Origin of the sequence: Stenotrophomonas sp. S41 (assembly GCF_016624625.1) — a bacterium.
GTDB lineage: Bacteria > Pseudomonadota > Gammaproteobacteria > Xanthomonadales > Xanthomonadaceae > Stenotrophomonas.
Map to the genome: position 1 here is coordinate 18,947 of NZ_JACVTV010000023.1, position 26,602 is coordinate 45,548.

Annotated in this window: 21 protein-coding genes; 15 read left to right on the forward strand and 6 right to left on the reverse strand. The window is 68.9% G+C overall.

What is annotated here, in order from left to right:
* The first annotated feature begins 17 nt into the window (after positions 1–17).
* The 9 genes from IAE56_RS07390 (at position 18) to tkt (ending at position 12,619) form a co-directional block, all read left to right on the forward strand.
* Positions 18–2,000 carry a type IV pilus secretin PilQ family protein gene (locus IAE56_RS07390; protein ID WP_200752061.1) on the forward strand — a complete coding sequence of 661 codons (1,983 nt, stop codon included), beginning with the start codon at positions 18–20 and terminating at the stop codon, positions 1,998–2,000.
* Between the two features lie 166 nt (positions 2,001–2,166).
* Positions 2,167–3,192, forward strand: coding sequence for a MoxR family ATPase (locus IAE56_RS07395; protein WP_150454508.1), 1,026 nt, complete (start codon positions 2,167–2,169; stop codon positions 3,190–3,192).
* Between the two features lie 8 nt (positions 3,193–3,200).
* Positions 3,201–4,130, forward strand: a complete 930-nt coding sequence (locus IAE56_RS07400) for a DUF58 domain-containing protein (protein ID WP_200752062.1) — start codon at positions 3,201–3,203, stop codon at positions 4,128–4,130.
* Positions 4,127–4,576: a DUF4381 family protein gene (locus IAE56_RS07405; RefSeq protein WP_200752063.1), complete on the forward strand. Its 450-nt coding sequence runs from the start codon at positions 4,127–4,129 to the stop codon at positions 4,574–4,576. The genes IAE56_RS07400 and IAE56_RS07405 overlap by 4 nt, the downstream gene beginning before the upstream one ends.
* On the forward strand, positions 4,573–5,577 hold the full coding sequence (locus tag IAE56_RS07410) for a VWA domain-containing protein (RefSeq protein ID WP_200752064.1): 1,005 nt from the start codon (positions 4,573–4,575) through the stop codon (positions 5,575–5,577). Before IAE56_RS07405 ends, IAE56_RS07410 begins: the two co-directional genes overlap by 4 nt.
* Entirely contained in the window at positions 5,574–7,364 is a 1,791-nt protein-coding gene (locus IAE56_RS07415) for a VWA domain-containing protein (RefSeq protein WP_234455949.1), read from the forward strand. Before IAE56_RS07410 ends, IAE56_RS07415 begins: the two co-directional genes overlap by 4 nt.
* Positions 7,361–9,055: a BatD family protein gene (locus IAE56_RS07420; RefSeq protein ID WP_200752066.1), complete on the forward strand. Its 1,695-nt coding sequence runs from the start codon at positions 7,361–7,363 to the stop codon at positions 9,053–9,055. The genes IAE56_RS07415 and IAE56_RS07420 overlap by 4 nt, the downstream gene beginning before the upstream one ends.
* Positions 9,056–9,112: 57 nt before the next feature.
* On the forward strand, positions 9,113–10,447 hold the full coding sequence (locus IAE56_RS07425; protein ID WP_108769838.1) for a dicarboxylate/amino acid:cation symporter: 1,335 nt from the start codon (positions 9,113–9,115) through the stop codon (positions 10,445–10,447).
* A gap of 174 nt (positions 10,448–10,621) precedes the next feature.
* Positions 10,622–12,619, forward strand: a complete 1,998-nt coding sequence (gene tkt / locus IAE56_RS07430) for a transketolase (protein WP_108769837.1) — start codon at positions 10,622–10,624, stop codon at positions 12,617–12,619.
* Positions 12,620–12,741: 122 nt separating this feature from the next.
* On the opposite strand, the gene IAE56_RS07435 is transcribed toward tkt, so the two are convergent.
* The 3 genes from IAE56_RS07435 to IAE56_RS07445 form a co-directional block, all read right to left on the reverse strand.
* A complete protein-coding gene (locus IAE56_RS07435; protein WP_200752067.1) occupies positions 12,742–13,290 on the reverse strand; it encodes an NADAR family protein in 549 nt (182 codons plus the stop codon).
* A gap of 115 nt (positions 13,291–13,405) precedes the next feature.
* Positions 13,406–15,358 (reverse strand): acetyl-CoA hydrolase/transferase C-terminal domain-containing protein, encoded by a 1,953-nt coding sequence (locus IAE56_RS07440; RefSeq protein ID WP_200752068.1) that lies wholly within the window; start codon positions 15,356–15,358, stop codon positions 13,406–13,408.
* Between the two features lie 34 nt (positions 15,359–15,392).
* Positions 15,393–15,950: a flavin reductase family protein gene (locus IAE56_RS07445; protein ID WP_200752069.1), complete on the reverse strand. Its 558-nt coding sequence runs from the start codon at positions 15,948–15,950 to the stop codon at positions 15,393–15,395.
* A gap of 118 nt (positions 15,951–16,068) precedes the next feature.
* On the opposite strand from IAE56_RS07445, the gene IAE56_RS07450 reads away from it, so the two are divergent.
* Genes IAE56_RS07450 through IAE56_RS07460 form a run of 3 tightly spaced genes read left to right on the forward strand, consistent with a single transcriptional unit; the run spans position 16,069 to position 18,261 of the window.
* Positions 16,069–16,434 carry a BlaI/MecI/CopY family transcriptional regulator gene (locus IAE56_RS07450; protein WP_108769833.1) on the forward strand — a complete coding sequence of 122 codons (366 nt, stop codon included), beginning with the start codon at positions 16,069–16,071 and terminating at the stop codon, positions 16,432–16,434.
* Positions 16,427–17,689, forward strand: a complete 1,263-nt coding sequence (locus IAE56_RS07455) for a TonB family protein (RefSeq protein ID WP_200752070.1) — start codon at positions 16,427–16,429, stop codon at positions 17,687–17,689. Before IAE56_RS07450 ends, IAE56_RS07455 begins: the two co-directional genes overlap by 8 nt.
* Positions 17,690–17,697: 8 nt before the next feature.
* Complete coding sequence (locus tag IAE56_RS07460) at positions 17,698–18,261, forward strand: hypothetical protein (RefSeq protein WP_200752071.1); 564 nt, start codon at positions 17,698–17,700, stop codon at positions 18,259–18,261.
* Between the two features lie 43 nt (positions 18,262–18,304).
* On the opposite strand, the gene IAE56_RS07465 is transcribed toward IAE56_RS07460, so the two are convergent.
* The 3 genes from IAE56_RS07465 to IAE56_RS07475 form a co-directional block, all read right to left on the reverse strand.
* Positions 18,305–19,105 carry an MBL fold metallo-hydrolase gene (locus IAE56_RS07465; RefSeq protein ID WP_200752072.1) on the reverse strand — a complete coding sequence of 267 codons (801 nt, stop codon included), beginning with the start codon at positions 19,103–19,105 and terminating at the stop codon, positions 18,305–18,307.
* Between the two features lie 10 nt (positions 19,106–19,115).
* The gene (locus tag IAE56_RS07470) at positions 19,116–19,934 is read right to left on the reverse strand and encodes a S1/P1 nuclease (protein ID WP_200752073.1); all 819 of its coding nucleotides are present in this window, start codon (positions 19,932–19,934) and stop codon (positions 19,116–19,118) included.
* A gap of 575 nt (positions 19,935–20,509) precedes the next feature.
* A complete protein-coding gene (locus IAE56_RS07475) occupies positions 20,510–21,139 on the reverse strand; it encodes an OmpW family outer membrane protein (protein WP_200752074.1) in 630 nt (209 codons plus the stop codon).
* A 194-nt stretch (positions 21,140–21,333) separates the two neighbouring features.
* On the opposite strand from IAE56_RS07475, the gene gap reads away from it, so the two are divergent.
* The 3 genes from gap (at position 21,334) to IAE56_RS07490 (ending at position 26,502) form a co-directional block, all read left to right on the forward strand.
* Positions 21,334–22,338: a type I glyceraldehyde-3-phosphate dehydrogenase gene (gene gap / locus IAE56_RS07480; RefSeq protein ID WP_079222994.1), complete on the forward strand. Its 1,005-nt coding sequence runs from the start codon at positions 21,334–21,336 to the stop codon at positions 22,336–22,338.
* 124 nt (positions 22,339–22,462) lie between these two features.
* A complete protein-coding gene (locus IAE56_RS07485) occupies positions 22,463–25,129 on the forward strand; it encodes a DUF2339 domain-containing protein (protein ID WP_200752075.1) in 2,667 nt (888 codons plus the stop codon).
* Complete coding sequence (locus IAE56_RS07490; RefSeq protein WP_200752076.1) at positions 25,126–26,502, forward strand: DUF3999 domain-containing protein; 1,377 nt, start codon at positions 25,126–25,128, stop codon at positions 26,500–26,502. The genes IAE56_RS07485 and IAE56_RS07490 overlap by 4 nt, the downstream gene beginning before the upstream one ends.
* The last annotated feature ends 100 nt before the right edge of the window (positions 26,503–26,602 follow it).

Sequence of the window (26,602 nt, forward strand, 5' to 3'; positions counted from 1 at the left end):
TTACTGGGGATAGCACGATGACTTTTCACCAAGCCAAGGGGCTGCGACCCATCCGGCGCTCTACCTTGAACCGCATCAGCGCGCTGGGAGTCGCGCTGATGCTGGCCTGCGCCCCGGCGCTGGCTGCCGCACCGGCCGAAAAGCCGGCAGGCACCGCCGTAGCGACGCAGGCCTCCGCGCCGGCTTCGCTGTCGGTGCAGCGGATCGATTTCAAACGTGGCGATGACGGCAGCGGCCGCCTGATCGTCCAGTTCGACGGCCAGGGCGCGATCCCTGACCTGCGCACGCAGGACAACAGCGTGGTGGTCGACGTCGGCAATGCCCGACTGCCGGCCAACCTGCAGAAGCCGCTGAACGTCACCGACTTCGCCACGCCGGTGCAGCGCATCGACGCCAAGCCGTCCGGCGCGGGCACCCAGCTGGTGCTGAGCACCGGCGGCGCGGTCGAATCGCTGGCCTACCAGAGCGGCAACGAATACGTGGTCGAGATCAGTGCCCGCAAGGCACCGGCCGCCGTCGGTGCCGTCACTGCCGGCAGCGTCACCCAGGCCGCCAAGGGCGTGCCGGAGCGTGGCTACAGCGGCAAGCCGGTCACCTTCAACTTCCAGGACGTGCCGGTGCGCACCGTGCTGCAGTTGATTGCCGAAGAGTCGAACCTGAATGTCGTGGCGTCCGATTCGGTGCAGGGCAATGTGACCCTGCGCCTGGTCAACGTGCCGTGGGACCAGGCGCTGGACATCGTGCTGCGCGCCAAGGGCATGGACAAGCGCCGCGACGGCAGCGTGATCTGGGTCGCGCCGCAGGCCGAGCTGGCCAAGTTCGAGCAGGAAAAGGAAGACGCACGCATCGCCATCGAGAACCGCGAGGATCTGGTGACCGATTACGTGCAGATCAACTACCACAGCGCCACGCAGATCTTCAAAGCGCTGACCGAGGCCAAGGGCATCGGTGGTGGCGGTGGTGGTGGTGGTGGCGGCGCCGGTGGCAATGGCAGCTCCAGCCAGGAAGACAGTGGCTTCCTGTCTTCGCGCGGCCGCATCGTCGCCGACGAGCGCACCAACACCCTGATGATCAGCGACATCCCGAAGAAGATCGCGCGCATGCGTGAGCTGATCAACGTGATCGACCGCCCGGTCGACCAGGTGCTGATCGAGAGCCGCATCGTCATCGCCACCGATACCTTCGCCCGCGAGCTGGGTGCCAAGTTCGGCATCAGCGGCAGCCGTGACAATGTGTACTTCGGTGGCGACCTGACTTCCACGGCGGACACCCGCAAGTCGCAGGTCGACACCGCCAACACCAATGCCAACGCTGTGCGCGATTGGATCGCCGGAGGCAGCGTGGGCCCGGCGCCGGTGCCGGTTGCCCCGACCATTGCCCGTGGCCTGAACTGGAACCTGCCGGTGGCGTCCACCAGCAACCCCGGCTCGCTGGCGCTGTCGATCCTCAACGCGGGCTACCTGCTGGACGTCGAACTGTCGGCCATGCAGGAAGAGTCGCGTGGTGAGGTGATCTCCAACCCGCGCGTGGTGACCACCAACCAGCGCGAGGCCCTGATCAAGCAGGGTAAGGAAATCGGCTACGTCACCATCAGCGGCGCCGGTGGTGCCGGTGGTGCGCAGACCCCGAACGTGCAGTTCAAGGAAGTGGTGCTGCAGCTGAAGGTCACCCCGACCATCACCGACGACAACCGCGTATTCCTGAACATGGAGGTCAAGAAGGACGAAGTGCAGCGCTACATCACCCTGGCCGGCTACGGTGAAATCCCGGAAATCAACCGCCGTGAGGTCAACACCGCCGTGCTGGTGGAAGACGGCCAGACCGTGGTGATCGGTGGCGTGTACGAGTTCACCGACCGCAGCAGCGTCAGCAAGGTGCCGTTCCTGGGCGATGTCCCGTTCCTGGGCAATCTGTTCAAGAAGCGCGGCCGCAACAAGGACAAGGCCGAACTGCTGGTGTTCGTGACCCCGAAGGTGCTGCGCGTGGCCAAGAAGAACTGAGCCAGCCCGCACACGCTGTACGAGACGGGGCCGCCATGTGCGGCCCTTTTTCGTGATGGATCCACGCCCTGCGCGGATGGCCATTCATCCATCCTTGATCCAATCCGCGGACCGGCCTGCGATGATGTGGGGAACCCGTGCCGTTCCGCGCCGGTCAAAGGCCCCCATGAACCTGCCACCGCCGATGCCCGAATCCGCCACGCCGCCACCCGCGCCGACCACCTCGCAGCTGCATGCCGCCTTCACCGGCCTGCGTGATGCCCTGTCGGCAGAGATCGTCGGCCAGGCCGCGCTGGTCGAGCGCCTGCTGATCGCCCTGCTGGCCGACGGTCACCTGCTGGTCGAAGGCGCCCCCGGCCTGGCCAAGACCACCGCGATCCGCGCGCTGGCCTCACGCCTGGAAGCCGATTTCGCCCGCGTCCAGTTCACCCCGGACCTGCTGCCGGCCGACCTGACCGGTACCGAGATCTGGCGCCCGCAGGAAGGCCGCTTCGAGTTCGTGCCCGGCCCGATCTTCCACCCGATCCTGCTGGCCGATGAAATCAACCGCGCCCCGGCGAAGGTGCAGTCGGCGCTGCTGGAAGCGATGGGCGAGCGCCAGGTCACCGTCGGCCGCCATACCTATGCGCTGCCGTCGCTGTTCCTGGTAATGGCCACGCAGAACCCGATCGAGCAGGAAGGCACGTTCCCGCTGCCCGAAGCGCAGCTGGACCGTTTCCTGATGCACGTGCGCATCGGTTACCCGGATGAGGCCGCGGAAGCGGAGATCCTGCGCCTGGCCCGCGACCGTGCACGCGGTGCACTGGACAACGCCGCGCCGGCACCGGAAAAGCTGCCGATGCAGGTGGTGTTCGACGCCCGTCGCGAAGTACTGGACCTGCACATGGCGCCGGCACTGGAGCGTTACCTGATCGAACTGGTGCTGGCCTCGCGCGATCCGTCGCGCTACGACGCCGGCCTCGGCCGTCGCATCGCCTGGGGCGCAAGCCCGCGCGGCTCGATCGCGCTGGAGCGCTGCGCGCGTGCGCGTGCCTGGCTGGCCGGTCGCGACTTCGTCACCCCCGATGACGTGCGTGCCGTGGCCGCCGATGTGCTGCGCCACCGCGTGCTGCCCAGCTATGAAGCGACGGCCGAAGGCTGGGATGGCGAGCGCCTGGTGCAGGAACTGCTGGCCCGCGTGCCGGCGCCCTGAGCCTGCACATGTCCGATCCATCCCTGCCGCACACCGCCAGCGTGGCCGAAGGCGATGGCCTGCGCCCGCAGCTGGCCGAACTGGTGGCGCTGCGCCGGCTCGCGCAGCGACCGCCGCCGCCGCGCCGTGGGCGCGTGGGCAATGCCGGCCAGGCCCCGTCACCGCTGCGCGGGCGCGGCATGGAATACGCCGAATCGCGCGAGTACGTACCTGGCGATGACGCCCGCCATATCGACTGGCGGGTGACCGCGCGCACCGGTCGCGCCCATACCAAGCTGTTCCAGGCCGAGCGCGAACGGGTCAGCCTGATCGTTGCCGACACCTCGCCGGCGCTCTATTTCGGTACGCGCGTGCGCTTCAAGTCGGTGCAGGCCGCGCGCGCCGGTGCCGTGGCGGCGTGGTCCGCACAACGTCGTGGCGATCGCATCGGCGCGCTGCGTGGCAGTGACCGTGAACCGCCGATCGCTCCGGCCGGCGGCCCACGTGGCGTGCTGCGCGTGCTCGACGCACTGACCCGCTGGTACGCGCAACCGCCCGCCGATGACCTCGGCCTGGAGCGCGCGCTGGACCACGCCGGTCGCGTGCTGCACCCCGGCGCGCGCATGCTGGTGCTGGCCGATCCCCAGCAGGCCCTGCGCATCGCCCCGGCGCGCTGGAGTGCGCTGGCCCAGCACCATGACCTGAGCCTGCTGCTGCTGGTCGATCCGCTCGAACTGCAGCCGCCTTCGGCACCGCTGCAGTTCCTGGCCGCGCAGCAGCGCATCGGCCTGGATCTGCGCCGCAGCGAGGTGCAGGAGCACTGGCGCGCGCACTTCGTTGAACCGCTGCAGGCCCTGCGCCAGCAGCTGGCCGCACGCCGCGTGGATGTGCAGATCCTTTCCACCGATGCCCCCAGCGACGCCTGGCTGGCACCTGCACCGACCGAGGTCCCGGCGTGAGCGCGGCCCTGCCACTGCGCGACGTCGCGTTGCCGCCGTCGCCATCGTGGTGGCCACCGGCGCCGGGCTGGCTGATGCTGGTCGGCGCCGTGCTGCTGGTGCTGGGCATCGTGGTCTTCATCCGCGAGCGTCGCCGCCGTCGACGCCAGCGCTGGCTGCAGCAGTTCGACCTGGAACTGCAGGCTGCGCCCACTGCAGCGGCCGAACTCGCCGCCATCGCCGGCCTGCTGCGTCGCGCCGCGCGCCTGGCCCAGCCGGGCAGCGAAGCGCTGCATGACCAGGCCTGGTGGCAACGGATCGATCCGAAGGATGACCTCGCCGACCCGCAGCGACGCTTGCTGGCCGAAGGTGCCTACCGGCCGCAGGTCCCGGCGGATGAGGTGGCCGAGGTCCGCCGCTGGGCACGCGAACGTTACCTGCAGCTGCTGCAGGAGCGTCGCCGATGAGCCTGCTGGCAAGTTACTGGCCCTGGCCGGACCTGCAGCTGGCCTGGCCGCTGGCACTGCTGGCGCTGCCGGTGCCGCTGCTGATGCACCTGTGGAAGCGCCGGGCCGAGCCGGGTGCTGCCCTGCGCGTGCCGTATGCCGCCGCCGAGCTGCAGGCGCTGGCCGGCGGCGGACGCGTCGATGCGTCCTGGCTGCGCACGATCATCCTGTGGCTAGCCTGGGCCGCACTGTGCGTGGCGATGGCGCGGCCGCAGCAGCTGGGCGAAGCGATCACGCCGCCGCAGGAAGGCCGGCAGATGATGCTGGCAATGGACGTGTCCGGCAGCATGAGCGAGCCGGACATGGTGCTTGGTTCACAGGCGGTCGAGCGGTTGACTGCGGCCAAGGCGGTGCTGGCTGACTTCCTGGACCGCCGCGCCGGTGATCGCGTCGGCCTGCTGGTGTTCGGCGACCGCGCCTATACGCTCACCCCGATCACCGCCGACCTGGCCAGCGTGCGCGACCAGCTGCGCGACAGCGTGGTCGGCCTGGCCGGGCGCGAGACCGCCATCGGCGATGCCATCGCGCTGGCGGTCAAGCGCCTGCGCAGCCAGCCGGAAGGGCAGCGCGTGCTGATCCTGCTGACCGACGGCGTCAGCAATGCCGGTGTGCTGGAGCCGCTGCGCGCGGCCGAACTTGCGCGTGCCGAAGGCGTGCGCGTGCACACCGTGGCCTTTGGCAGCGATGGCAGCATGCGTCTGTTCGGCATCCCCATCGCCAGTGACCGGGACCCGGTGGATGAAGCCACCCTGCGAAAGATCGCCGAAATGACCGGCGGCCGTTTCTTCCGCGCCCGCGATACCGACGAGCTGGCCGGCATCTACGCCGAGCTGGACCGGCTGGAACCGATCGCGGCGAAGGGCCCGAGCCTGCGCCCGCGCAATGAACGCTATGCCTGGCCGCTGGGCCTGGCGCTGTTGCTGGGTGCATTGGCATGGCTGTGGCCGGAGCGCCGCCGATGATCGCCACGATCCTGCAGACATTCCACGCCGCGCTTCCCGATGGGAACGCACTGCATTTCCTGCGGCCCGAGTGGCTGTGGGCGCTGCTCGCGCTGCCGCTGATCATCGCCGCCACGCTGTACCGGCAACGCCGTAGTGATGCGTGGCGGCAGGCCGTCGACGCGCACCTGCTGTCGCACCTGCTGGCCGCGGGTGGACGCCGCCGCGCGCGTCTGCCTTGGGCCATCCTGCTGGGCTGGACGCTGGCGGTGCTGGCCCTGGCCGGCCCGAGCTGGCGCCAGCAGGCGCAGCCCATGTACCAGGCCGGCACGCCGCTGGTGGTGGTGCTGGACCTGTCCAGCCGCATCACTGCCACCGACCTGCCGCCGTCGCGGTTGCTGCAGGCGCGGGCCAAGATCGGCGCGCTGCTGCGTGCGCGGCAGGGCGGCCAGGTGGGTCTGGTGGTGTATGCCGACGATGCCTACACGGTCGCACCGTTGACCGATGACACCGCCAACGTGGCGCTGTATCTGGATGCGCTGTCGCCGGAGGTGATGCCGCGCGATGGGCAGCATGCCGACCGCGCGATTGACTGGGCGACCCAGCTGCTGCGCCAGACCGGCACGCTGCGTGGGCACATCCTGCTGATCAGCGACCACGCCGATGCCGCCGCTGCGCTCGCCGCGACGCAGGCACGCAGTCTCGGCCTGCAGGTGTCGGTGCTGGGCCTGGGCACGCCCACGGGCGCGGCCTACCGCGATGGCAGCGGGCAGATCGCCCAGGCGGTGCTGGATGAAGGCAGCCTGCGCACGGTGGCTACCGCCGGTGGCGGCCAGTACGCGCGCATCGCTGCCGATGACCGCGATCTGCGTGCACTGGATGTGCTGGATGCCAGCGATGGCTCCGCGCGGCAGGGCCCGGCGCAGGGCAGGCAATGGCAGGACGAAGGCTACTGGCTGCTGCCGCCGCTGATGCTGCTGGCCCTGCTGGCGTTCCGCCGCCGCGCGGTGCTGGCCGCGGTGCTGGCGGTAGGCCTGCTGCCGCTGGCCGGCAACCTGCACGCGCAGCCACGCAGTGCGCCGACGAAAGAAACCGGCACGCTCTGGCAGCGCGCAGACCAGCGTGAGCACGAACGCATCGCCGAAGGTGTGCAGGCCTACCGCAACGGTGATTTCGACACCGCGCGCGCACGCTTCGAGGGCATCGACAGTGATGCCGGCCTGTACAACCTCGGCAACGCGCTGGCGCGGCAGGGCGACTACGACGGTGCCATCGCCGCCTACGACCGCGCGCTGGCCAAGCATCCGGGCATGGCCGATGCCGTGGCCAACCGCGCGGTGGTGGACGCCGCGCGCAAGCGCAAGCCGCCGTCGAACAAGGACCAGAACGACCGTTCCAACCAGGACAAGGGGCAGGGCCAGCCGCCGCAGCAGCCGAAGCAGGGTCAGCAGCCGGGTCAACAGGGCCAGCAGGATCCGAAGCAGGGCCAGCAGGATCAACAGCCTCCGCAGCAGGGCAAGCCCGGCGACACGAAGGACGGCCAGGATGCCGGTCCGCAGGCCGCCGATGCGAAGGCACAGGCGAAGGCCGATGCCGAACAGCGCCAGCGCATGCAGCAGGCCATGCAGCAGTCCAGGCCCGGCGAGCAGGGCAAGCCGACCACGCGTGGCGATGGGCGCACGCCGCAGCAGCGCGAGGAACAGCAGGCAGTGGAGGCGTGGATGCGTCGCGTGCCCGATGACCCGGGCTCGCTGCTGCGGACCAAGTTCCAGCTGGAAAACGAACGTAGAAAGAGGGAAGGGCGATGATCGGCGTGCCGCGCAGGACATTCCAGGTGACGGTGCTGCTGGCGATGCTGCTGGCGTGGCTGCCGTCCGCCGCGCTGGCGCAGACACGTGCGTGGCTCGACCCGGCCAGCACGACCCTGGGCGAACCGGTCATCCTGCAGGTGGAAACCGACCAGGGCAGCCCGGACTTCGCGCCGTTGAATGTGGACTTCGTGCTCGGCGCGCAGGGCAGCAACCGCCAGGTGCAGTGGAGCAACGGCAGCATGCAGCAGCGCAACGTGTACTCGGTGACGCTGACCCCACGCCGCAGCGGCACCCTGCTGGTGCCCTCGCTGCAGGTCGGCAGCCAGCGCACCGAACCGCTGCAGCTGCAGGTGGGCACCGGCACGGTGGCCACCGCACAGAGCGATGCCGCCGCCTTCGTCGAGACTGAAGTTGACGACGCGCAGCCTTACGTGCAGCAGAGCGTGGGCGTGGTGGTGCGCCTGTACTTTGCCTCGCAGCTGGCCTCGGGCGAGCTGGTGCTGGATACGCCCGAAGGTGCCTCGCTGCAGCGGGTGGGCGAGGACCGCACCGACGTGCGCCAGGTCAACGGCCGCCGCTACAACGTGGTGGAGCGTCGCTTCCTGCTGATCCCCGAACGCAGCGGACCGCTGCGCCTGCCTGGCGCACGCTTCAACGGGCGCACGGCCGGTGGCTTCTTCGATGATTTCTTCGGCGCGGGCGGCGATGGGCGCATGAATGCCGTCGCCCCCGAGCGCACCCTGCAGGTGCGTGCGCAGCCGGCGCAGGCACCGCAGCCCTGGTTGCCGCTGCACGGCCTGCAGCTGCGCTACACCACGGCGCCGGACAGTGCGCGTGCCGGCGAAGCAGCCACCGTGGTGGTCGAAGCCGTGGCCAACGGTGCGACCCGCGCCCAGTTCACCGACCTGCCGGTGCCCGACGTGGGCGATGCCGGGCAGATCTTTGCCGAACCGGCCCAGTACGATGAGACCTTCAGCGGCAGCACGCCACGCCTGAAGATCACCCGGCGCTATTCGATCGTGCCGCGCCAGGCGGGCACGCTGGTGGTGCCGGGGCCGAAGGTGACCTGGTGGAACGTGGACAGCAGCAGCGCCGAGCAGGCCACGCTGCCGGACCTGACCCTGACAGTGGCCGCAGGACGCAGTGGCACCCCGGCGCCCCAGCCCCTCGATACCCAGGCCGCGCTGCCCGGCGACGACGCGCAGCCGGCCGCACCGACCGCAGTGCCGCTGGGCACGGCCATTGCGCGCCCGTGGCCGTGGATCGCGGCTGCCGTTGGCCTGGCCGTGCTGTGGCTGCTGACCCTGGCCTGGGGCTGGCGCCGTGGCCGTCGTGCACCGTCTGCAGGTGCACCGATCACCTCAGGTACCAGCCACAGCGGCGCCTCGCGTGGCAGCGTGGCCGAGCTGCGCCGCGCACTCGATGGCGAGGGCTTCGACCGGGTGCAGGCACAGCTGTGTGCGATGGCCGGAGTCGAACGCCTGGAGCAGGTGATCGAGCGCCTGGCCGATCCGGCCCAGCGCCAGGTGCTGCTGGACCTGCAGGCCGCGCGCTGGGGCGGGCAGGGTGAAGCCTCGGTGCTGCGTGCGCGCCTGCGCGAGTGCTTCCGTGACGGACCGCACTGGTCGGCGCCGCAGAAAGCCGTCGACACTGGGCTGGCGCCGCTGTACCCCACGCAGCGACCCTGAACCGGCGCGGCTTGCGCGCTTTGTTAGAGTAGATTCATTTTTCGAGGAATGCCGCGTATGACAGCAGCTGCTGCCGACAAGAAGAAGTTGCCCCTGCACTGGAAGATGGGCATCGGCTTTGCGATCGGCCTGATCCTGGGGTTGACCGTGCATGCCCTGGGCGGCAGCGTCGATGGTCTGCAGGCTGGTGCCAAGTGGGTCATGGACTACATCACCACGCCGGCGTCGGGTCTGTTCCTCAACCTGATCTTCATGCTGATCGTGCCGCTGATCTTCTCGGCGCTGATCATGGGCGTGTCCGAGATGGGCGACATCCGCGCCCTCGGCCGCATCGGCTGGAAGACCCTGGCCTACACCATTCTGTTGTCCGGCATTGCCGTGGGCATCGGCCTGGTGCTGGTGAACGTGCTCAAGCCCGGCGCCGGCGTCGACCCGCAGACGGCCGCGCTGATGCTGTCGGAGAACGCCGAGCGCAGCAAGGAGATCGTGGCCGGCATCCATGGCACGCCCAAGGGCATGGACATGCTGCTGTCGATCGTGCCGAGCAACGTGCTGCAGGCCGCATCGGACAACGGCGCGATCCTGTCGCTGATGTTCTTCGCGCTGATGTTCGGCATCGGCATGGTGCTGACCGACGAAGAGAAGGTCGCCCCGCTGCGTCGCGCCATCGAAGGCGTGTTCGAAATCTCGATGACCCTGATCAACCTGGTCATCCGCCTGGCCCCGTATGCGGTGGCCTGCTTCATGTTCAACCTGGCTGCGCTGTTCGGCTTCGAGCTGATCCTCCGCCTCGGCGCCTACGTGGGCGTGGTGGTGCTGGCGCTGGCCCTGCACATGTTCGTGACCTACGGCGTGTCCGTGTGGCTGTCGGGCCGTTCGCCGCTGTCGTTCTTCCGCGATACCCAGGAAGCGACGGTGATGGCCTTCTCCACCGCCTCCAGCAACGCCACCCTGCCGACCGCGCTGCGCGTGGCCGACCAGATGGGCCTGCCGCAGCGCGTCTCGCGCTTCGTGCTGACCGTGGGCGCCACCGCCAACCAGAACGGCACCGCGCTGTTCGAGGGCGTGACGGTGATCTTCCTGGCCCAGTTCTTCGGCGTGGACCTGTCCATCGGCCAGCAGGTGATGGTGATGGCGGTCTGCATCCTGGGCGGCATCGGTACCGCGGGTGTGCCGTCCGGCTCGCTGCCGGTGGTGGCGATGATCTGCGCCATGGTGGGGGTGAACCCGCTGGGCATCGGCCTGATCCTGGGCGTCAACCACTTCCTGGACATGTGCCGTACCGCGCTGAACGTGACCGGCGACCTGGCCCTGACCACCCTGGTGGCCAAGGGCGAGGCGGCCGACACCCCGGCCGAGGCGGCTGCTGCCGCGGCTCGTCTGGACAACTGATCGGTAGTGCCGGCCGCTGGCCGGCAAACCCTGAACGGGGTCGGATCCCTTTCCGCCAGGAAAGGGCTCCGACCCCGTCTCGTTTATGGGCGGCGTTGACCTGACCCTGCCGGGCGTCTGTGGGACAATGGCGCGCCCGCAGTTTCGCGGCCGCCTCCCGATTCCGACAGAACCATGACGCAGCCTACCCGTCGCCAGTTGGCCAACGCCATCCGCTTCCTTGCCGCTGATGCGGTTGAAACCGCAAATTCCGGCCATCCCGGCATGCCCATGGGCATGGCCGATATCGCCGAAGTGCTCTGGAACGACTATCTCCGGCACAACCCGAACAACCCGCAGTGGTTCAACCGTGACCGCTTCGTGCTTTCCAACGGCCACGGCTCGATGCTGCAGTACGCGCTGCTGCACCTGAGCGGCTACGACCTGCCGATCGAGCAGCTCAAGCAGTTCCGCCAGCTGGGCAGCCACACCGCCGGCCACCCGGAACGCCACGAGACCCCGGGCGTGGAAACCACCACCGGCCCGCTGGGCCAGGGTTTCGCCAACGCCGTGGGCTTCGCCCTGGCCGAGAAGCTGCTGGCACAGCGCTTCAACCGCCCGGAGCTGGAAATCGTCGACCACCGCACCTGGGTCTTCATGGGCGATGGCTGCCTGATGGAAGGCGTGTCGCATGAAGCCGCTTCGCTGGCCGGCACCTGGGGCCTGCACAAGCTGGTCTGCTTCTGGGACAACAACCACATCTCCATCGACGGCAACGTCGAGGGCTGGTTCACCGACAACACCCCCGAGCGTTTCGAAGCCTACGGCTGGAACGTGGTGCGCGATGTCGACGGCCATGACCCGGAAAGCATCAAGGCCGGCATCGAGGCCGCGCTGTCGCAGAGCGACAAGCCGACCCTGATCTGCTGCCGCACCACGATCGGCTTCGGTTCGCCGAACAAGGCCGGCAAGGAATCGAGCCACGGCGCCGCGCTGGGCAAGGACGAGCTGGCCGCGACCCGCAAGGCGCTGGACTGGAACTACGGCCCGTTCGAGATTCCGGAAGAAATCTACGCCGGCTGGCGTGCCGGCGGTACCGGCACCCTGCGCCAGGCCGAGTGGGAGCAGCAGTTCGACAAGTACGCCGCGCAGTTCCCGGCCGAAGCCGCCGAGCTGACCCGTCGTTCGCATGGCGAGCTGCCGGCCGACTTCGTCGCCCAGGCCGATGCCTACATCGCCAAGGTCGCCGCTGAAGGCGCCACCATCGCTTCGCGCAAGGCCTCGCAGCTGGCCATCGAAGCCTTCGCGCCGCTGCTGCCGGAAATCGTCGGCGGTTCGGCTGACCTGGCGCATTCGAACCTGACCCTGTGGAAGGGCAGCAAGTCGGTCGCCAGCGATGACGCCAACGCCAACTACGTGTACTACGGCGTGCGCGAGTTCGGCATGACCGCCATTGCCAACGGCCTGGCCCTGCACGGTGGTTTCATTCCGTTCGACGCCACCTTCCTGGTGTTCAGCGATTACGCCCGCAACGGCGTGCGCATGAGCGCGCTGATCCCGGCCCACGCCATCCACGTCTACACCCACGACTCGATCGGCCTGGGCGAAGACGGCCCGACCCACCAGCCGGTGGAGCACCTGGCCTCGCTGCGCTACATCCCGAACAACGATGTGTGGCGCCCGTGCGATGCCGTCGAGTCGGCCGTGAGCTGGAAGGCCGCGATCACCCGCCAGGACGGCCCGAGCTGCCTGGTGTTCAGCCGCCAGAACCTGCCGCACCAGCCGCGCAGCGCCGAGCAGATCGCGCAGATCGAGCGCGGTGGCTACGTGCTGGCCGATGCCGCCGGTACCCCGGACGTGATCCTGATCGCCACCGGTTCGGAAGTCTCGCTGGCCACCGAAGCGAAGGCCCAGCTGGATGCCGCCGGCCTGAAGACTCGCGTGGTCTCCATCCCGTCCACCGACGTGTTCCTGCGCCAGGATGCGGCCTACCGTGAATCGGTGCTGCCCAATGCCGTGCGCAAGCGCGTGGCGATCGAAGCCGGCGTCACCGGTTTCTGGCGCCAGTTCGTCGGCCTGGACGGCGCGGTGATCGGTATCGACACCTTCGGTGCCTCGGCCCCGGCGGACAAGCTGTTCAAGCACTTCGGCATCACCACCGACCACGTGGTGGCAGCCGCCAAGGCGCTGTAAGCAGCCCCGCGAAGCAGGAAAGGGAAAGGCCGGCGCAAGCCGGCCTTTCTCGTTTTCAAAAAGGGGACGGAGGGGATTAAGTCGTTTGTGCACAAACGACTTAATCCCCTCCGTCCCCTGTTTTACATCGCCGCGCGTACGTCCATCAGCGCGAACCCCAGCAGGTTCAGCCCACGCCACTGCGCCGGGTTGTGCGCGTCGGCGTGGTCCTTGGCCAGGCCGATGCCCCAGATGAAATCCACCGGGCTGGCTTCGACCAGCACCCAGCCTTCGGTCGCGCGCAGGAACGCGCCCAGTTCCGGGTTCTGCGCGAACTTGGCCTTGTTGCCTTCCACCACCAGGTCGTAGCGGGCCTGCGTCCAGCGCGCTTCGTCGAAGCCTTCGATCTTGCGGCCGAGCGCCTTGGCCTTGTCCGGCGTGGTGCTGGCGATGATCTTGTCGAGCAGGTCGGTGGCACCGAACAGGCGCGCCTTGCCGGCCATCATGTAGTGCTCGGCGGTGCGGTAGTGCACGCCATCGATGTCGAAGCCGGCGTCATACCACTGGCTGAAGCAGGAGGCGGACACGCCGCTGCGCGGCGGCTGGTGGCCCCAGAAACAGAGGTAACGCAGGTCTTCGCCTGCAGCCTGGCGCTGTTGCAGGTCATGCAGGAAATGGGAATCGTCTTTCATCGCTACAGGATAGCGTGCCGCCGTGCCCAGGTAGGTGCCAACCTTGGTTGGCACTGACGCTTGTCCGCCGGGCATGGCCCGGCGCTACCGTCGCCGCGATTACGCGATTACGCGATTACGCGGTGCGGGCGAGGGCCAGGCGCAGCAGGCGTGCGTTGATGCGCTCGCCGAAATCCTTCGGTGCCTGCAGGCCCATGCGCTGCAGGTACACCGCGTCGCCATCGCCGGCGGGCTGGCGCAGTGCGGCCCACAGCGTGCGCAGCTTTTCGCCGCGCGTCTGCGTGTTTGATTTCAGCCAGCCCAGTGCCTTCACCAGCACCTGCTCGATCTCGTTGAAGTCGCTGCCCAGCGGATAGTCGGGCAGGGTGCCATCGGCACGGAACGGTGCCAGCGCCGCCGCCAGCGCCTGCGGTGTGTTGCGCTGTTCGCGCTGCGGTTCGGGGTGCCGCCCGGTGCGCAGCTTGCGCGATGCATAGGCCTGCTGCAGCAGGCCCGCCTGGAACGGTGCCTCGGTGATCGCGGTCATCGCCTGCACGCAGTCGTCGTCGGTCAACGCGCGCAGGTCGGCAATGCCGTACTCGTTGAGGTAGATGTCACGCAGGTGGCGCGGAATAGTGGTGTGCCCGTAGTTCCAGCGCACGTTCGACGCGCGCTGGCCCTTGTCGTCGCGCGCGGCTCGGAACATCAGCACGCTGCGTGCTTCGGGCAGCGCATGCGCCATCGCCACGAAGTTGTACTGCCCGCCCACGCCGGACACCACGCGGCCGTCATCCAGCGCATCGGACACCGCTGCCCCGAGCGCGGTGGCCATCATGCAGGAATTGAAGAAGCGCGCATGGCGGCGCTGCAGGCGCTCCAGCGTCTCGTTGCCGCCATACAGCTGGTTGATCTCGCTGATGCGGCGCATGCCGATGGCGCTGCGCTCGTCGTCGGGCAGGGTCCGAAGCCATTCGTAGAACTCGGGCGAACCCAGGTAGAACGCGCCGTGCAGGTACTCACCCTCTGCTTCGAGCGTGGCGTGGTCGATGGACAGCGTGCTGCCGTTCTCGATGCGCTGCATCAGCGCCAGATCGTCGTGCACCTTGCGCCGGATGACGCCGGTCTGCACCAGCCGGCGGAAGCCTTCGTTGAGCATTTCGCTGCAACCGTACAGGCCGACCTCGAACGGATCGAGGCCGCCGATCTCCTCCACCAGCGGATGGCTGGCCAGCTGCGGATCCAGCGCATTCAAGACGCGGCGATAGCGCGCGTTGTCGGTATGGCGCAGCACCAGCGCATGGCTGAGTGCATCGGCGAGCGTACCGATGCCGATCTGCAGCGTGCCGCCGTCGCGCACCAGGGTGCTGGCGTAAAGGCCGATGGCGTAGTCCGCATCGGCCACCGGTTGCCGCGGCAGGCCGAACAGCGCCGGGTAGGGCGGCGGCGGGGTGATCACCAGATCGAAGAAGGACACATCGACCGTGGCCGTGCCGCCCAGGTAGGGCAGCTGCGGGTCGATCTCGGCCACCAGCAGCGGGCGCGGCAGGCCTCGCGCGGCCATCGCATCCAGGGTGTCCTGGGTGATGTCGTTGTTGCACGACAGCGAGAGCCGCCGGTCGTCCGGGCGCATCGCTACTTTCTGCACGATCACCTGCGGCGCGCGCTGCGCCACGGCATCGGCGGCGTGGGTGTAATTCAGGCTGGTATAGCTGGACTGGGCCTGCCGCGAACCGAGCAGCGCGCCGGACTGCATGTAGAACTCCTCCACCTCCACATGCGGCGGCAGCGCATCGCGGGCGACCGCATCGGCGTAGGCCAGGCGCGGGAAATCCTCGCCGAAATGGCGCTGCACGAACGGCGCCATGAACCGTGCTTCCAGGCCATCGCCGCGCGCCTGCGGCGGGTTCAGCGACAGCGCGGTGTACAGCTGCAGCGGCCGCGACGGATCCCCTTCCACCCGCGAATACAGCGCATTGAGCAGCCGGTGCGGCTTGCCCAGTGCCAGCGGAGCGCCCACCCGCAGCGGCCCTTCCACGCGCGCGAACAGCCAGTCAACGGCGGCGTCCAGGTCGGTCAGGTGATCGGTCATGCGTGGCGGTCCTGCGGCGGGGGGAGTGCTGGCATTACAGCATGTCGGGCTTGAACCGCCGTCGACGCGAGATTTCCGCGCCCGCCACCATGAACTGGCCATCGCCGCGGTAGTGGAAGGTACGGGGCAGTTTCGGCCGCGGCGCGACGTGGGCGCGGACGATTTCCCAGATGAAGAGATTGCTGGCCTCCACCTGGCTGTCGTCGTGCAGCCGGCATTCGAAGCTGGAATGGCACTGGCCGACCAGCGGCGCGGCCACGTCGCGGGCGGGCACCGCATCCAGGCCGAATCGCGCGAACTTGTCCACGTCGCGGCCGCTGCAGTTGCCGATATCCACCACGGTATCCAGCAGCTCCACGCCCGGCACGTTGATCACGCACTGCCGGCTGTCGCGGGCCAGCGCGAAGCTGTGGTTCTCGTTCCAGATATAGGTGGCCAGCAGCGAGGGCGAGAAGCCCATCACCATGTGCCAGCCCAGGGTCATCAGGTTGCGCTGGCCACGCGCGGCGGTGCTGACCAGCACGATGGGGCCGGGTTCCAGGAATCGCCGGGCCTGTTCCACCGGAAAGTCCAGTTTGTGCAGCGGCTTCATGCAGGCTCTCGGGGGCAGAAGGGCCGATGCTGGGGCAGGCCGGATGAACCTGCGGTCGAGGGCTTGACATCGGATTCGATTACGCGCGTAATCGCGTTGTCGATTACGGATGTAAACCATGACCCCGATCAGCGAAGCAGAAGCCGTCGTGATGGAGGTGCTCTGGCAACAGGCACCGCGCAGCGCCGATGACGTGGTGGCCGCACTGGCCCACCGCGAATGGGCCGAGCCGACCATCAAGACCCTGCTCAACCGCCTGCTGACCAAGGGCGCGATCGCCGCCGAGCGCGATGGCCGCCGTTATCTGTACCAGCCGCTGCTGCAGCGCCAGGCCTGGGTGGAAACGCAGAGCCAGGATTTCATCGGCCGCGTGTTCGATGGCCGGGTGGCACCGCTGGTGGCGCATTTCAGCGAGCGTGGCCAGCTGAGTGCGCAGGACATCGCCGAACTGAAGAAGCTGATCCAGGAGATGGACGATGAATGAGCTGCTCGATGGACTGTGGCAGGCCAGCCTGTGGCTGGCGCTGGGCGTGCTGCTGCTGGCGGCCGCGCGGCCACTGCTGGTGAAGCTGGGCGGCGCGGAGCTGGCCTATCGCAGCTGGTGGCTGCTGCCGCTGCTGTTGGCGGCCCTGCTGCTGCCCCTGCCGGCGTTGCGCGCATTGCCGGTGCTGCAGCATGTGCCGACGCTGCCGCTGAAGGTGGTGCCCGGTGCGGTCGAGGGCGCTGCCGCGCAGCTGCCGATCTGGCCGTGGCTGCTGGCCCTGGCCTGGGGGCTGGGCGCCGGTCTGCACCTGGCACGCGAACTGCGCGCTCAACGCCGCTTCGAGCGTGGGCTGGGCACGCTGCAGGCACGCGATGATGGCAGCTGGCAGGCCAGCGCCGATCCCGGCCTGCCCGCGCTGGTCGGCCTGTGGCAGCCACGCATCGTGGTCGGCCCGCACTTCGACCAGCAGTTCGACGCCGACGAACAGGCGCTGATCCTGCGCCACGAACGCAGCCACCGCCGCAATGGCGACCACTGGGCCAATGGCGCCCTGCTGCTGGCACGTTCCGTGTTCTGGTTCCACCCGTTGTTGCCCTGGGCTGCGCGCCGTTTCCTGCGCGACCAGGAACTGGCCTGCGATGCGCGCACCGTTGCCGCGCAGCCGACGCAGCGCCGTCTTTATGCCAGCACGTTGTTGAAGGCGCAGCTGGTCCACCCGGTTGCACCGATGGCATGTCATTGGCGCAGCCAACCCGTGTTGAAGGAGCGTATCGCCATGTTGAAGCAGTCGCAGCGGAAGGCATTGCCGAAGGTGTCCGGCCAGGTGTTGCTGATGGGGTTGTGCATGGGTGTTGCTGCGTTGGCCTGGGCCAGCCAGGGCGCGGTGAAGGGCACGCCGTCGGTCAGCGCCGAACCGTTCCAGCACGCCGCGGCGGATGCCGCCAAGGCTGGCCTGGACAGCCCGATCCAGGCCCAGAAGATGTCACCGCCGAGCTATCCGGCCGACGCCATCGAGAAGCGCCTGACCGGTGTGGTGAACCTGATCGTGTCCGTCGATGCCAAGGGCACCGTCACTGACGTGAAGGTGGAAAGTGCGACCAACCCCGGAGTATTCGAAGCTGCCTCGATCGCAGCGGCGCGTAAATGGACCTACACGCCGGCGATGAAGAATGGCAAGGCGGTGGCCGGCAAGCTGCGCATCCCGGTCACCTACGCCATGGACAACACCGACGCTGCCGGTGGCCAGACGCAGTGAAGGCAGCGATGAAGGGCGCACCGCTGTGCATCGCAGCGGTGCTGCTGGCCGGCTGTGTCAGCCATGAGCGGCTGACCACGGTCGACACCCGCAGCGAGAACGTCGGCCACCAGCGCCTGCAGCCCGATGCCGGCGGTGGTGCGGGGCAGATCCAGCCCTATACGCTGGCCGCCAGCGAGGGCTACCGGATGCCGCAGCTGTACGCGGCACCGGACCCGGTGGTCGGCGAGAGCGATCCACGCACCTCGCTGCCACCGACCACGGTCTGCCTGCAGGTGGTGGTGGACGCGCAGGGGCGGGTTGAGCGCAGCCAGCCGTTGACCGACCGCAGTGAATGCAGCGCAGGGGCGGTGGCGGAGAACGGGCCGCTGCTGCAGGCCGCACAGGACGCGGTCGCGCAGTGGAAGTACTCGTCAGCGGCGGTCTGCCATTTCGCGCCTGGGAAGGTGCCCAAGGACCGCAGCGACTGCCAGGGTGCCGACAGCATCGAACCGGTGGCGGTCACCCTGCAGTACGCCTTCACCTTCGAGATCGTGAAGGGCCAGCACGTGGTACGCACGCAGGGCAGGTAAGGGGTAGCGCCGGGCCATGCCCGGCGGTTTCCTGTTGCTGCAGTCAGGCGCCGCCCTGGATGTTGGCCTTCACTGCCGGCTGCATCAGCTTCGGCTCGGCCAGGGTGGCATCACGTGCTTCGCGCACGCTGACGAATGCCGCTTCATCCACGCCGTCGTGCACGTGGATGTTGTGCGCGCGTTGTTCGCCGATCGTGGTTTCGTTGGCGAACGCGCGTCCGCCCGGGCCGTAGTCGTGGCAGACGAACACGCGGGTGGCATCGGGCAGGGCGAGCAGGCGCTGGATCGAGCGGTACAGCTGCGCGGCATCACCGCCGGGGAAATCGCAGCGGGCGGTGCCGCCATCAGGCATGAACAGCGAATCGCCGGTGAAGACCGCATCGTCGATCAGGTAGGCGATGCTGTCGCTGGTATGGCCGGGCACGGCGATGATGCGGCCCTGCAGCTGGCCCAGCGCGAAGCTCTCGCCATCGGCGAACAGATGGTCGAAGTGCGCATCCTGCGCCGCCAGCTGCAGGCCGTAGCGCGGCGCGAACGTGGCCTGCACCGCGCGGATGCCTTCGCCGATGGCCAGGGTCGCCTGCGGGAAGCGCTGCTTCAGCCGTCGCCCGGCCGACACATGGTCGGCATGGGCGTGGGTTTCCAGCAGCCAGCGCAGTTGCAGGCCCTGCTGTTCGATGGCGTCCAGCAGCGGGCGCACCGGCGCGTCGCTGCTGGCATCGGTGTCCGGGTCGTAATCCAGGACCGGATCGATCAGCGCCGCCTCCCTGCTGGCCGGGTCGACGACCAGGTAGCTGAAGGTATTGCTGTCGCGGTGGAAGAAGGATTGGACCTGGACCGCCATCGGAACCTCCTCAGCGCGTGCCGAGCACGCGGTTCAGCAGCTGCGCGAGATTTTCGCCGGCCAGCCGCAGCTGTGCTTCGGCCACCGGGCGATAGCGCTCGGTGTATTCATCGCCGATCTGGTGCGTGGCCGGGTACACGCCCGGCTGCACCGAGATGCGGCAGCTGGCTTCGGCCCAGCGCTGCGGGTCGCGCTGCGGGTTGGACTGACGCGCCAGCTTCGGTGCCGGCAACGCACGCAGCACCGGCAGGTAACCGGCGTCATCCAGCTTGCGGGTGTTGAGCATGCCACTGTCCCACAGCGAATGCAGGTTGGTACCGCGGTTGCCGAACTGCAGCTGGAAATCGTTGCCGCCCTTGTCGTGGCCGTAGCCGGCGTGCATCGGCTGGTGCACGTCACCGACCATGTGCACGACGAACTTCAGTGCCTGCAGGCGCTCGCCGTCGGTCAGGCTGTGGTCGCCGAGGATGGCGCTCTGCGCCTTCAGTGCTTCGACGATGCAGTTGCCGTTCCTGCAGTGCTTGGCCGGCTCGTACTGGCAGCCGTCCTCGGCGATGTTGACGTAGTGCCAGCCGGCGGAGCGACGGCCCAGGCCGGGGTCCTTGGCACGCAGCTGGTCGGCCCACGGCGCGATGCTGGCCAGGGTGGCGCCGGGCTCGGCGGCCAGCAGGCGGTCGACTTCGGCACGTGCGGCCGGGTTGAGGCGGGTATCGGCCACTTCGGCCACCAAGCGATGGCCTTGCGCGCCCCAGGCATGGGCGGGGGCGGACAGGGTCAGCAGGGCCGGCGCGAGGGCGGCAGCGAGGATCAGGGAGTGCAGGGCTTTCATGCGCCCATTCTAGCGGGGTAGGTGGATTGAAGAACGGCGCGTTCCTGTCTGCTGGGGGCTGGCTGCAGGGGCAGGCGCTGCGGGACACGCTGCAAGTACGTCCCTGTAAGCTCGGCCGCGGCTTGTTCGTGTGCGCTGTCCTGCGCACACGGCAAGGCCGGGGTTGGGCGTCCTGCCCAACCCGCCCGAGGCATGCCTCGGGCCCATGCCGCGGACGGTCCCGCAGCGCCTGCCCCTGCAGCCCCCATCAAACATGGCTGCGGAGGCGGATGCAAACGTCAAAGGCAACGTCAAAAACAAAGCTCTTGTTCTTGCTTGAGCTGGCACGCGCGCGGTGATGGCAAGGGGCGAGGCGGGGAGCGGAGCCGGGACCGTTGGCGCCATGGATGGCGCCATCGAGCCCCCAGGGATGGGTTTACGGCGTGTCCCGGCTCCGCTCCCCGCCTTGCCCCATCTCCGGAACCACTTCAGTCCAAGGAACAAAAAAGCCCCGGCAATCACCGGGGCAACATGCTGCGAGGGTTTTGCGTGTAGCGGGGGAGCGGGGGCGAAGCCCCCCCACTCAATACGCCGCTTTAGAACTTGAAGACGTACGACACGCCATACACCAGCGGATCGATGTTCACCGTGCCGATCTTCTCGCCATCCAGCTTCACCTTGCTGTCGATGTCGATCCAGCGCATGTCCACGCGCAGCGCGCCCTTCTCGCCGATGGCGAAGTCCACGCCGGCATGCGCGGCCAGGCCCCACGAATCCTGCAGTTTCAGCTTGCTGCCGGCCAGCGCGCCGGTGGTGTCTTCGCTGAAGAAGGTCGTGTAGTTCAGGCCGGCGCCGACGAACGGCGAGACCTTGCCGGCGCTGTTGAAGTGGTACTGCAGGGTGACCACCGGCGGCAGCTGCTTGCTGCTGCCCACCCGGCCCAGGCCGTTGATGTTGATGTCGTGCTTGAACGGCAGGGCCGCCAGCACTTCGATGCCCAGGTTGTCGGCGATGAAGTACTCGCCGGTGATGGTCGGCTTGACGTCGTTGTCCACGTCCACCTTCAGGGTGCCACCGGCCAGCGAGCCGTTGTTCGACTTCGGGGCGACCTGGTGGACGCCGGCCGAGACGGTCCAGTCGCCCTTGGACTGGGCCATGGCCGGGGCGGCGGCCAGCGAGACGGCGGCGGCCAGGCCGGCCAGGATCAGGGGGGAGGTCTTGCGCATGGCGGTGTTCTCGTTGCGGGGTGGATGTGGCCAGTCTCGGCCTCACGCCGCGCTAACGCTTTGATCCGGATCAAATCCTGTCTGGCCGCCTGCCAGCCCCCGGGTGCTGGCCCGCGGTGGTCAGGGCGGTGCTGCTAGACTTGTGGGCCCTATCCATCCCGCCGCACCTGTCGCGGCTGCAGGAGCTTCTGAACATGGCAATCAAGGTTGGTATCAACGGTTTCGGTCGCATCGGACGCAACGTCCTGCGCTCGGCGGTGCTGAACTTCGGCGATGACATCGAAATCGTGGCCATCAACGATCTGCTGGAGCCGGACTACCTGGCGTACATGCTGAAGTACGACTCCGTGCATGGCCGCTTCAAGGCCGACGTGGCCGTGCAGGGCAACGACCTGCTGGTCAACGGCAAGAAGATCCGCCTGACCCAGGAACGCGACCCGGCCAACCTGAAGTGGGACGAAGTCGGCGCCGACGTGGTGCTGGAAGCCACCGGCCTGTTCCTGACCAAGGAAACCGCGCAGAAGCACATCGATGCGGGCGCCAAGAAGGTCATCCTGTCGGCCCCGTCGAAGGACGACACGCCGATGTTCGTGTTCGGCGTGAACGACAAGACCTACGCTGGCCAGGCGATCATCTCCAACGCCTCGTGCACCACCAACTGCCTGGCCCCGCTGGCCAAGGTCATCAACGACAAGTGGGGCATCAAGCGCGGCCTGATGACCACCGTGCACGCGGCCACCGCCACCCAGAAGACCGTCGATGGCCCGTCCAACAAGGACTGGCGCGGCGGCCGTGGCATCCTGGAAAACATCATTCCGTCGTCCACCGGCGCAGCCAAGGCCGTCGGCGTGGTCATCCCGGAACTGAACAAGAAGCTGACCGGCATGAGCTTCCGCGTCCCGACCTCGGACGTGTCGGTGGTCGACCTGACCGTCGAGCTGGAAAAGGAAGCCACCTACGCCGAGATCTGCGCCGAAGTGAAGGCACAGAGCGAAGGCGCGCTGAAGGGCATCCTGGGCTACACCGAAGACAAGGTGGTGGCCACCGATTTCGTCGGTGAAACCCACACCTCCGTGTTCGATGCCGACGCCGGTATCGCCCTGGACGGCACCTTCGTCAAGCTCGTGTCGTGGTACGACAACGAGTGGGGCTACTCGAACAAGTGCCTGGAAATGGCCAAGGTCGTCGCGGCCAAGTAAGGCCCGCGAAGATCCGCACACGAACCCCGGCCTGGCCGGGGTTCGTCGTATATGGGCCCGGCTGACGTAGCATGGGCCACGGACCGCTGCCGCTGGGGCGCGGCTGCGTTGGGGTAGACGAAGAATGGAAGCACTGATCGTCCTGTTGGTTCTGGCCCTGCTGGCGATACCGCTGCTGCTGGTGGTGGCGCTGGTGATGATTGCCGGCCTGCGCCGGCGCGTGGCCGCGCTGGAGGGCGCACTGGCCGAGGGCATCACGGCCGCCGCCGCACCGCTGCGTGAAGCCGAGGCCCCGGTGCCACCACCGCGGGCGGCCGCTGCCGCCGCGGAGACCAGCGAACCGCCGTTCCTGCGCCCGGCCGCTGCCGCGCCGCCGCCGGTACGGCCTCCCGAGCCCTCCGTTGCGCCGCCGGCACCCGCACCGGCACCCGCGGCACCGCCGCCGGTACCGGCATGGCCGCCACTGCCCGCCGAACCGGCGATGCCCAACGTGATCGAACGCGCCGTGGGCGCGGTCAAGCACTGGTTCACCGAAGGCAACGTGCCGGTGAAGATCGGCATGCTGGTGCTGCTGGCCGGCGTCGCCGCGCTGTTGAAGTACGTCAGCGACCAGGGCTGGCTGGTGGTGCCGATCGAGCTGCGCCTGGCCGGCATTACCGTTGGCGCGCTGGGCCTGCTCGGCTTCGGCTGGCACCAGCGCGAACGCCGCCGGTTGTTCGCGCTGGCCCTGCAGGGCGGTGCGATCGGCGTGCTGCTGCTGACCATCTTCGCCGCGTTCAAACGCTTTGAACTCCTCAACCCCGGCTTCGCCTTCGCCAGCTCGATCCTGCTGGTGGCTGGCCTGTGCGTGCTGGCCGTGGTGCAGAACTCCCGCACGCTGGCGGTGCTGGGTATCCTCGCCGGCTTCATGGCGCCGCTGTGGCTGTCCACCGGCAGCGGCAACCATGTGGGCCTGTTCAGCTACTACGCGGTGCTCAACGCGGGCATCTTCGCCATCGCCTGGTTCCGTCCGTGGCGCGCGCTCAACCTGCTCGGTTTCGCCTTCACCTTCGGCATCGGCACGTTCTGGGGCGTGCTGCAGTACCGCGCCGACAAGTTCGCCAGCACCGAGCCGTTCCTGCTGCTGTTCTTCGCCTTCTACCTGCTGATCCCGCTGCTGTACGCACGCCGCCAGCCGGCCGAGCGCCGCGACCTGGTCGATGGCAGCCTGGTGTTCGGCACGCCGCTGATCGCGTTCTCGCTACAGGCCGGCATGCTGCACGAGCAGCCGATGACGCTGGCGCTGTGCGCGCTGGGCCTGGCCGCGATCTATGCCGTGCTGGCGCGCGCGCTGATCCACCGCGCCTCGTACAACGTGCTGGCGCAGTCGCACGCGGTGCTGGCCGTGGGCTTTGCCACCCTAGCGGTGCCGCTGGCGCTGTCGGCGCGCGCCACCGGTGCTGTGTTTGCGCTGGAAGGCGCGGGCCTGGCTTGGCTGGGGCTGCGGCAGCAGCGCTGGCTGCCGCAGGTGGCGGCTGCGCTGCTGCAGCTCGGCGCCGCGTTCGCGTTCGTGGTGGGCGCCGACTACTGGCACGGCGACACGCGGTTCCTGCTCAACCCCACCGCCATCGGTGCGCTGCTGCTGGCCGTGGCCGGTTTCGCTAGTGCGTGGAGCTACCAGCGCCGCGCGCGGCATGACGTGGCCGTGGTTTATTACCTGTGGGGCCTGCTGTGGTGGCTGGGCGGATTCGTCCATGAGATCGGCCGCTTCATCGAGCACGCGGCGCAGGCCGACGCGCTGTTGGTGCTGGCGGCGGTCAGCGCCTGGCTGGCGGCCGAGGTGCAGCGTCGCCAGCCGGCCCGCGCGCTGGGCATGACCGCACTGGTGATGCTGGCCGCCGGCTTCCCGCTGGCCCTGCTGCAGAGCGATGCGCACCAGCAGCCGTTTGCCGGTTACGGCGCGCTGGGCTGGGCGGTGTTCGCCGTGCTGGGCGTGCGCACCCTGCTGTGCCTGCGCCAGGGCGGCGACGGTGTGGCCCGTATCGCCCAGTTCCTGTGGTGGCTGCTGTGGCCGTCGCTGCTGTCCCTGCTTGCGCTGTGGGGCGGCGATACCGCGCACCTGGCCCAGGGCTGGAGCGCGCTGCTGGTGACCCTGCCGTGGCTGCTGCTGGCGGCGTTTTCGCTGTGGCGCTGGACGTGGCTGCGCTGGCCGCTGGGTGACGCCTTCGATGCTGCGCGCGTGGCGCTGCAGAGCGTGGTGTTCGGCGTGCTGGCCTGCGCCTGGTGGATCGGCATCACCCTCGCCGGCGATGCCGCACCGCTGCCGTGGCTGCCGGTGCTGAACCCGGCCGAGCTGGCGCAGTGGCTGAGCCTGCTGCTGGCCGCGCGCTGGCTGTTCGGCGGCCAGGCCCCGGCGCTGTTGCAGCGCCTGCGCGTGCCGCTGCTGGCCCTGGCCGGGTTCCTCGCCCTGACCAGCACCGTGCTGCATGGCGTGCACCACTGGGGCGGTGTGCGCTGGGCGCCGTCGATGGCCCGCGAGAGCCTGGCCCAGACCAGCCTGACCGTGCTGTGGAGCGTGCTCGGCGTGATCGCCTGGGTCTGGGGCTCGCGCCGTGGCCAGCGCGTGCTGTGGATGGTGGGTGCCGTGCTGATGGCCGTGGTCTTGGCCAAGCTGGTGCTGATCGACCGCCAGCACCTGGGCAACCTGCTGGGTATCGCATCGTTCATCGCCTACGGCCTGCTGTGCACGGTCGTAGGCTATCTGGCGCCGGCGCCCCCGGGCACCGCGCCGACCGTGGAGAACACGCAATGAAAAAGTGGAGCACGGCACTGCTGCCGATGTTGCTGGCGCTGGCCGGCGTCGCATCGGCGCAGGCCACCGATTACCGCGCGCACTACGCCGAACAGTGGCCGTTGAGCCTGTCCAGCGCACAGTCCGGCGCCTACCGCGTGGTGCTGGAGCCGGCCATCTACCGCCGCGCCGGCAGCGCCGATCTCAGCGACCTGCAGGTGTTCAACGCGGCGGGCCAGGCGTTGCCCTCCGCGCTGCTGGCCCCGGACCAGCCGCTGGCGCAGCCCCCGGTGCAGCGCGAGCTGCCGTGGTTCGCGCTGCCGCCGTTGGCCGAAGCGCAGCGCAATGACCTGCAGCTGCTGACCGAGCGCGACACCGATGGCCGCGTGCGCCGGGTCGAAGCGCGCGTGGGCGGCGGCGGCGTGGCGAACGGGCAGGGCGGTTGGCTGATCGATGCCAGCGTGCTGGGCCAGCAGCCGTTGGCCGCACTGGTGCTGGACTGGGCCGACAGCGGGCAGCCGCTGCAGGCGCAGGTGCAGCTGGATGCCAGCGACGACCTGCAGCACTGGCGCGCGGTCGCGCGCGATGTGCCGCTGGTGGACCTGCAGCGCGCCGGCAAGCGCCTGCTGCAGCGTCGCCTGCAGGTGGATGGCAACGCACGCTACCTGCGCGTGCTGCCGCAGGGCGACGCGCGCCTGCCGGCCCTGCGCAGCGTGCTGGCCGAACTGCCGCCGGCGCCGGCGACGCTCCCGTGGGAGTGGCTGTCGCTGCAGCCCACGGCTGCCGGCAAGGGCGAATACACCTTCGAGCTGGATGGACGCTTCCCGGTCAGCAAGGCCGACGTGGCCAGCACCGACAACAGCCTGGTGCAGTGGACGCTGTACAGCCGCGACGATGCCGATGCGGAATGGCAGCGCCGCAGCGCACCGTGGATCGCCTACCAGGTGCAGCAGGGCGCCGCGGGCCAGCGCCAGCAGTCGGCTGCGCAGTCACTGGGCGGCCCGTGGCGTGACCGCTACTGGAAGCTGGTGGCCAGCCCGGTGGAAACGGCCACGGCACCGACCCTGCGCCTGGGCTACCAGCCGGAAGTGATGGTGTTCCTGAGCCAGGGCGCGGCGCCGTACGCGCTGGCCGTGGGCAGCGCCACCGCACGCCGCGCCGAAGCACCGATCGCGGTGCTGATCGAGGAACTGCGCCAGCGCAACGACCCGTCATGGCAGCCGACGCTGGCGCGGCTGGAAGGCGGCCCGGAGACGCTGGCTGGCGATGCCGCGTTGAAGCCGCAGCGCGACTGGAAGGCGTGGTTGTTGTGGGCGCTGCTGGGGTTGGGCGTGCTGGTGGTGGGTGGCCTGGCGGTCAGCCTGCTGCGGCAGAAGCCTGCGCCTTCGGCGTAGGTTCCGGCGAACGGCGCAGCCCCTCGTGGGTGGGCGGTTGGTAGAGTCGACTGTTAGTCGACTGGCCTTGCGAGGTAGGCCGGGCGGGTGGGTTGTCTGG

Coding starts and splice junctions, on each gene's coding strand:
- IAE56_RS07390 (WP_200752061.1), top strand. CDS start 18: ATGACTTTTCACCAAGCCAAGGGGCTGCGACCCATCCGGCGCTCTACC.
- IAE56_RS07395 (WP_150454508.1), top strand. CDS start 2,167: ATGAACCTGCCACCGCCGATGCCCGAATCCGCCACGCCGCCACCCGCG.
- IAE56_RS07400 (WP_200752062.1), top strand. CDS start 3,201: ATGTCCGATCCATCCCTGCCGCACACCGCCAGCGTGGCCGAAGGCGAT.
- IAE56_RS07410 (WP_200752064.1), top strand. CDS start 4,573: ATGAGCCTGCTGGCAAGTTACTGGCCCTGGCCGGACCTGCAGCTGGCC.
- IAE56_RS07415 (WP_234455949.1), top strand. CDS start 5,574: ATGATCGCCACGATCCTGCAGACATTCCACGCCGCGCTTCCCGATGGG.
- IAE56_RS07420 (WP_200752066.1), top strand. CDS start 7,361: ATGATCGGCGTGCCGCGCAGGACATTCCAGGTGACGGTGCTGCTGGCG.
- IAE56_RS07425 (WP_108769838.1), top strand. CDS start 9,113: ATGACAGCAGCTGCTGCCGACAAGAAGAAGTTGCCCCTGCACTGGAAG.
- tkt (WP_108769837.1), top strand. CDS start 10,622: ATGACGCAGCCTACCCGTCGCCAGTTGGCCAACGCCATCCGCTTCCTT.
- IAE56_RS07435 (WP_200752067.1), bottom strand. CDS start 13,290: ATGAAAGACGATTCCCATTTCCTGCATGACCTGCAACAGCGCCAGGCT.
- IAE56_RS07440 (WP_200752068.1), bottom strand. CDS start 15,358: ATGACCGATCACCTGACCGACCTGGACGCCGCCGTTGACTGGCTGTTC.
- IAE56_RS07445 (WP_200752069.1), bottom strand. CDS start 15,950: ATGAAGCCGCTGCACAAACTGGACTTTCCGGTGGAACAGGCCCGGCGA.
- IAE56_RS07450 (WP_108769833.1), top strand. CDS start 16,069: ATGACCCCGATCAGCGAAGCAGAAGCCGTCGTGATGGAGGTGCTCTGG.
- IAE56_RS07455 (WP_200752070.1), top strand. CDS start 16,427: ATGAATGAGCTGCTCGATGGACTGTGGCAGGCCAGCCTGTGGCTGGCG.
- IAE56_RS07460 (WP_200752071.1), top strand. CDS start 17,698: ATGAAGGGCGCACCGCTGTGCATCGCAGCGGTGCTGCTGGCCGGCTGT.
- IAE56_RS07465 (WP_200752072.1), bottom strand. CDS start 19,105: ATGGCGGTCCAGGTCCAATCCTTCTTCCACCGCGACAGCAATACCTTC.
- IAE56_RS07470 (WP_200752073.1), bottom strand. CDS start 19,934: ATGAAAGCCCTGCACTCCCTGATCCTCGCTGCCGCCCTCGCGCCGGCC.
- IAE56_RS07475 (WP_200752074.1), bottom strand. CDS start 21,139: ATGCGCAAGACCTCCCCCCTGATCCTGGCCGGCCTGGCCGCCGCCGTC.
- gap (WP_079222994.1), top strand. CDS start 21,334: ATGGCAATCAAGGTTGGTATCAACGGTTTCGGTCGCATCGGACGCAAC.
- IAE56_RS07485 (WP_200752075.1), top strand. CDS start 22,463: ATGGAAGCACTGATCGTCCTGTTGGTTCTGGCCCTGCTGGCGATACCG.
- IAE56_RS07490 (WP_200752076.1), top strand. CDS start 25,126: ATGAAAAAGTGGAGCACGGCACTGCTGCCGATGTTGCTGGCGCTGGCC.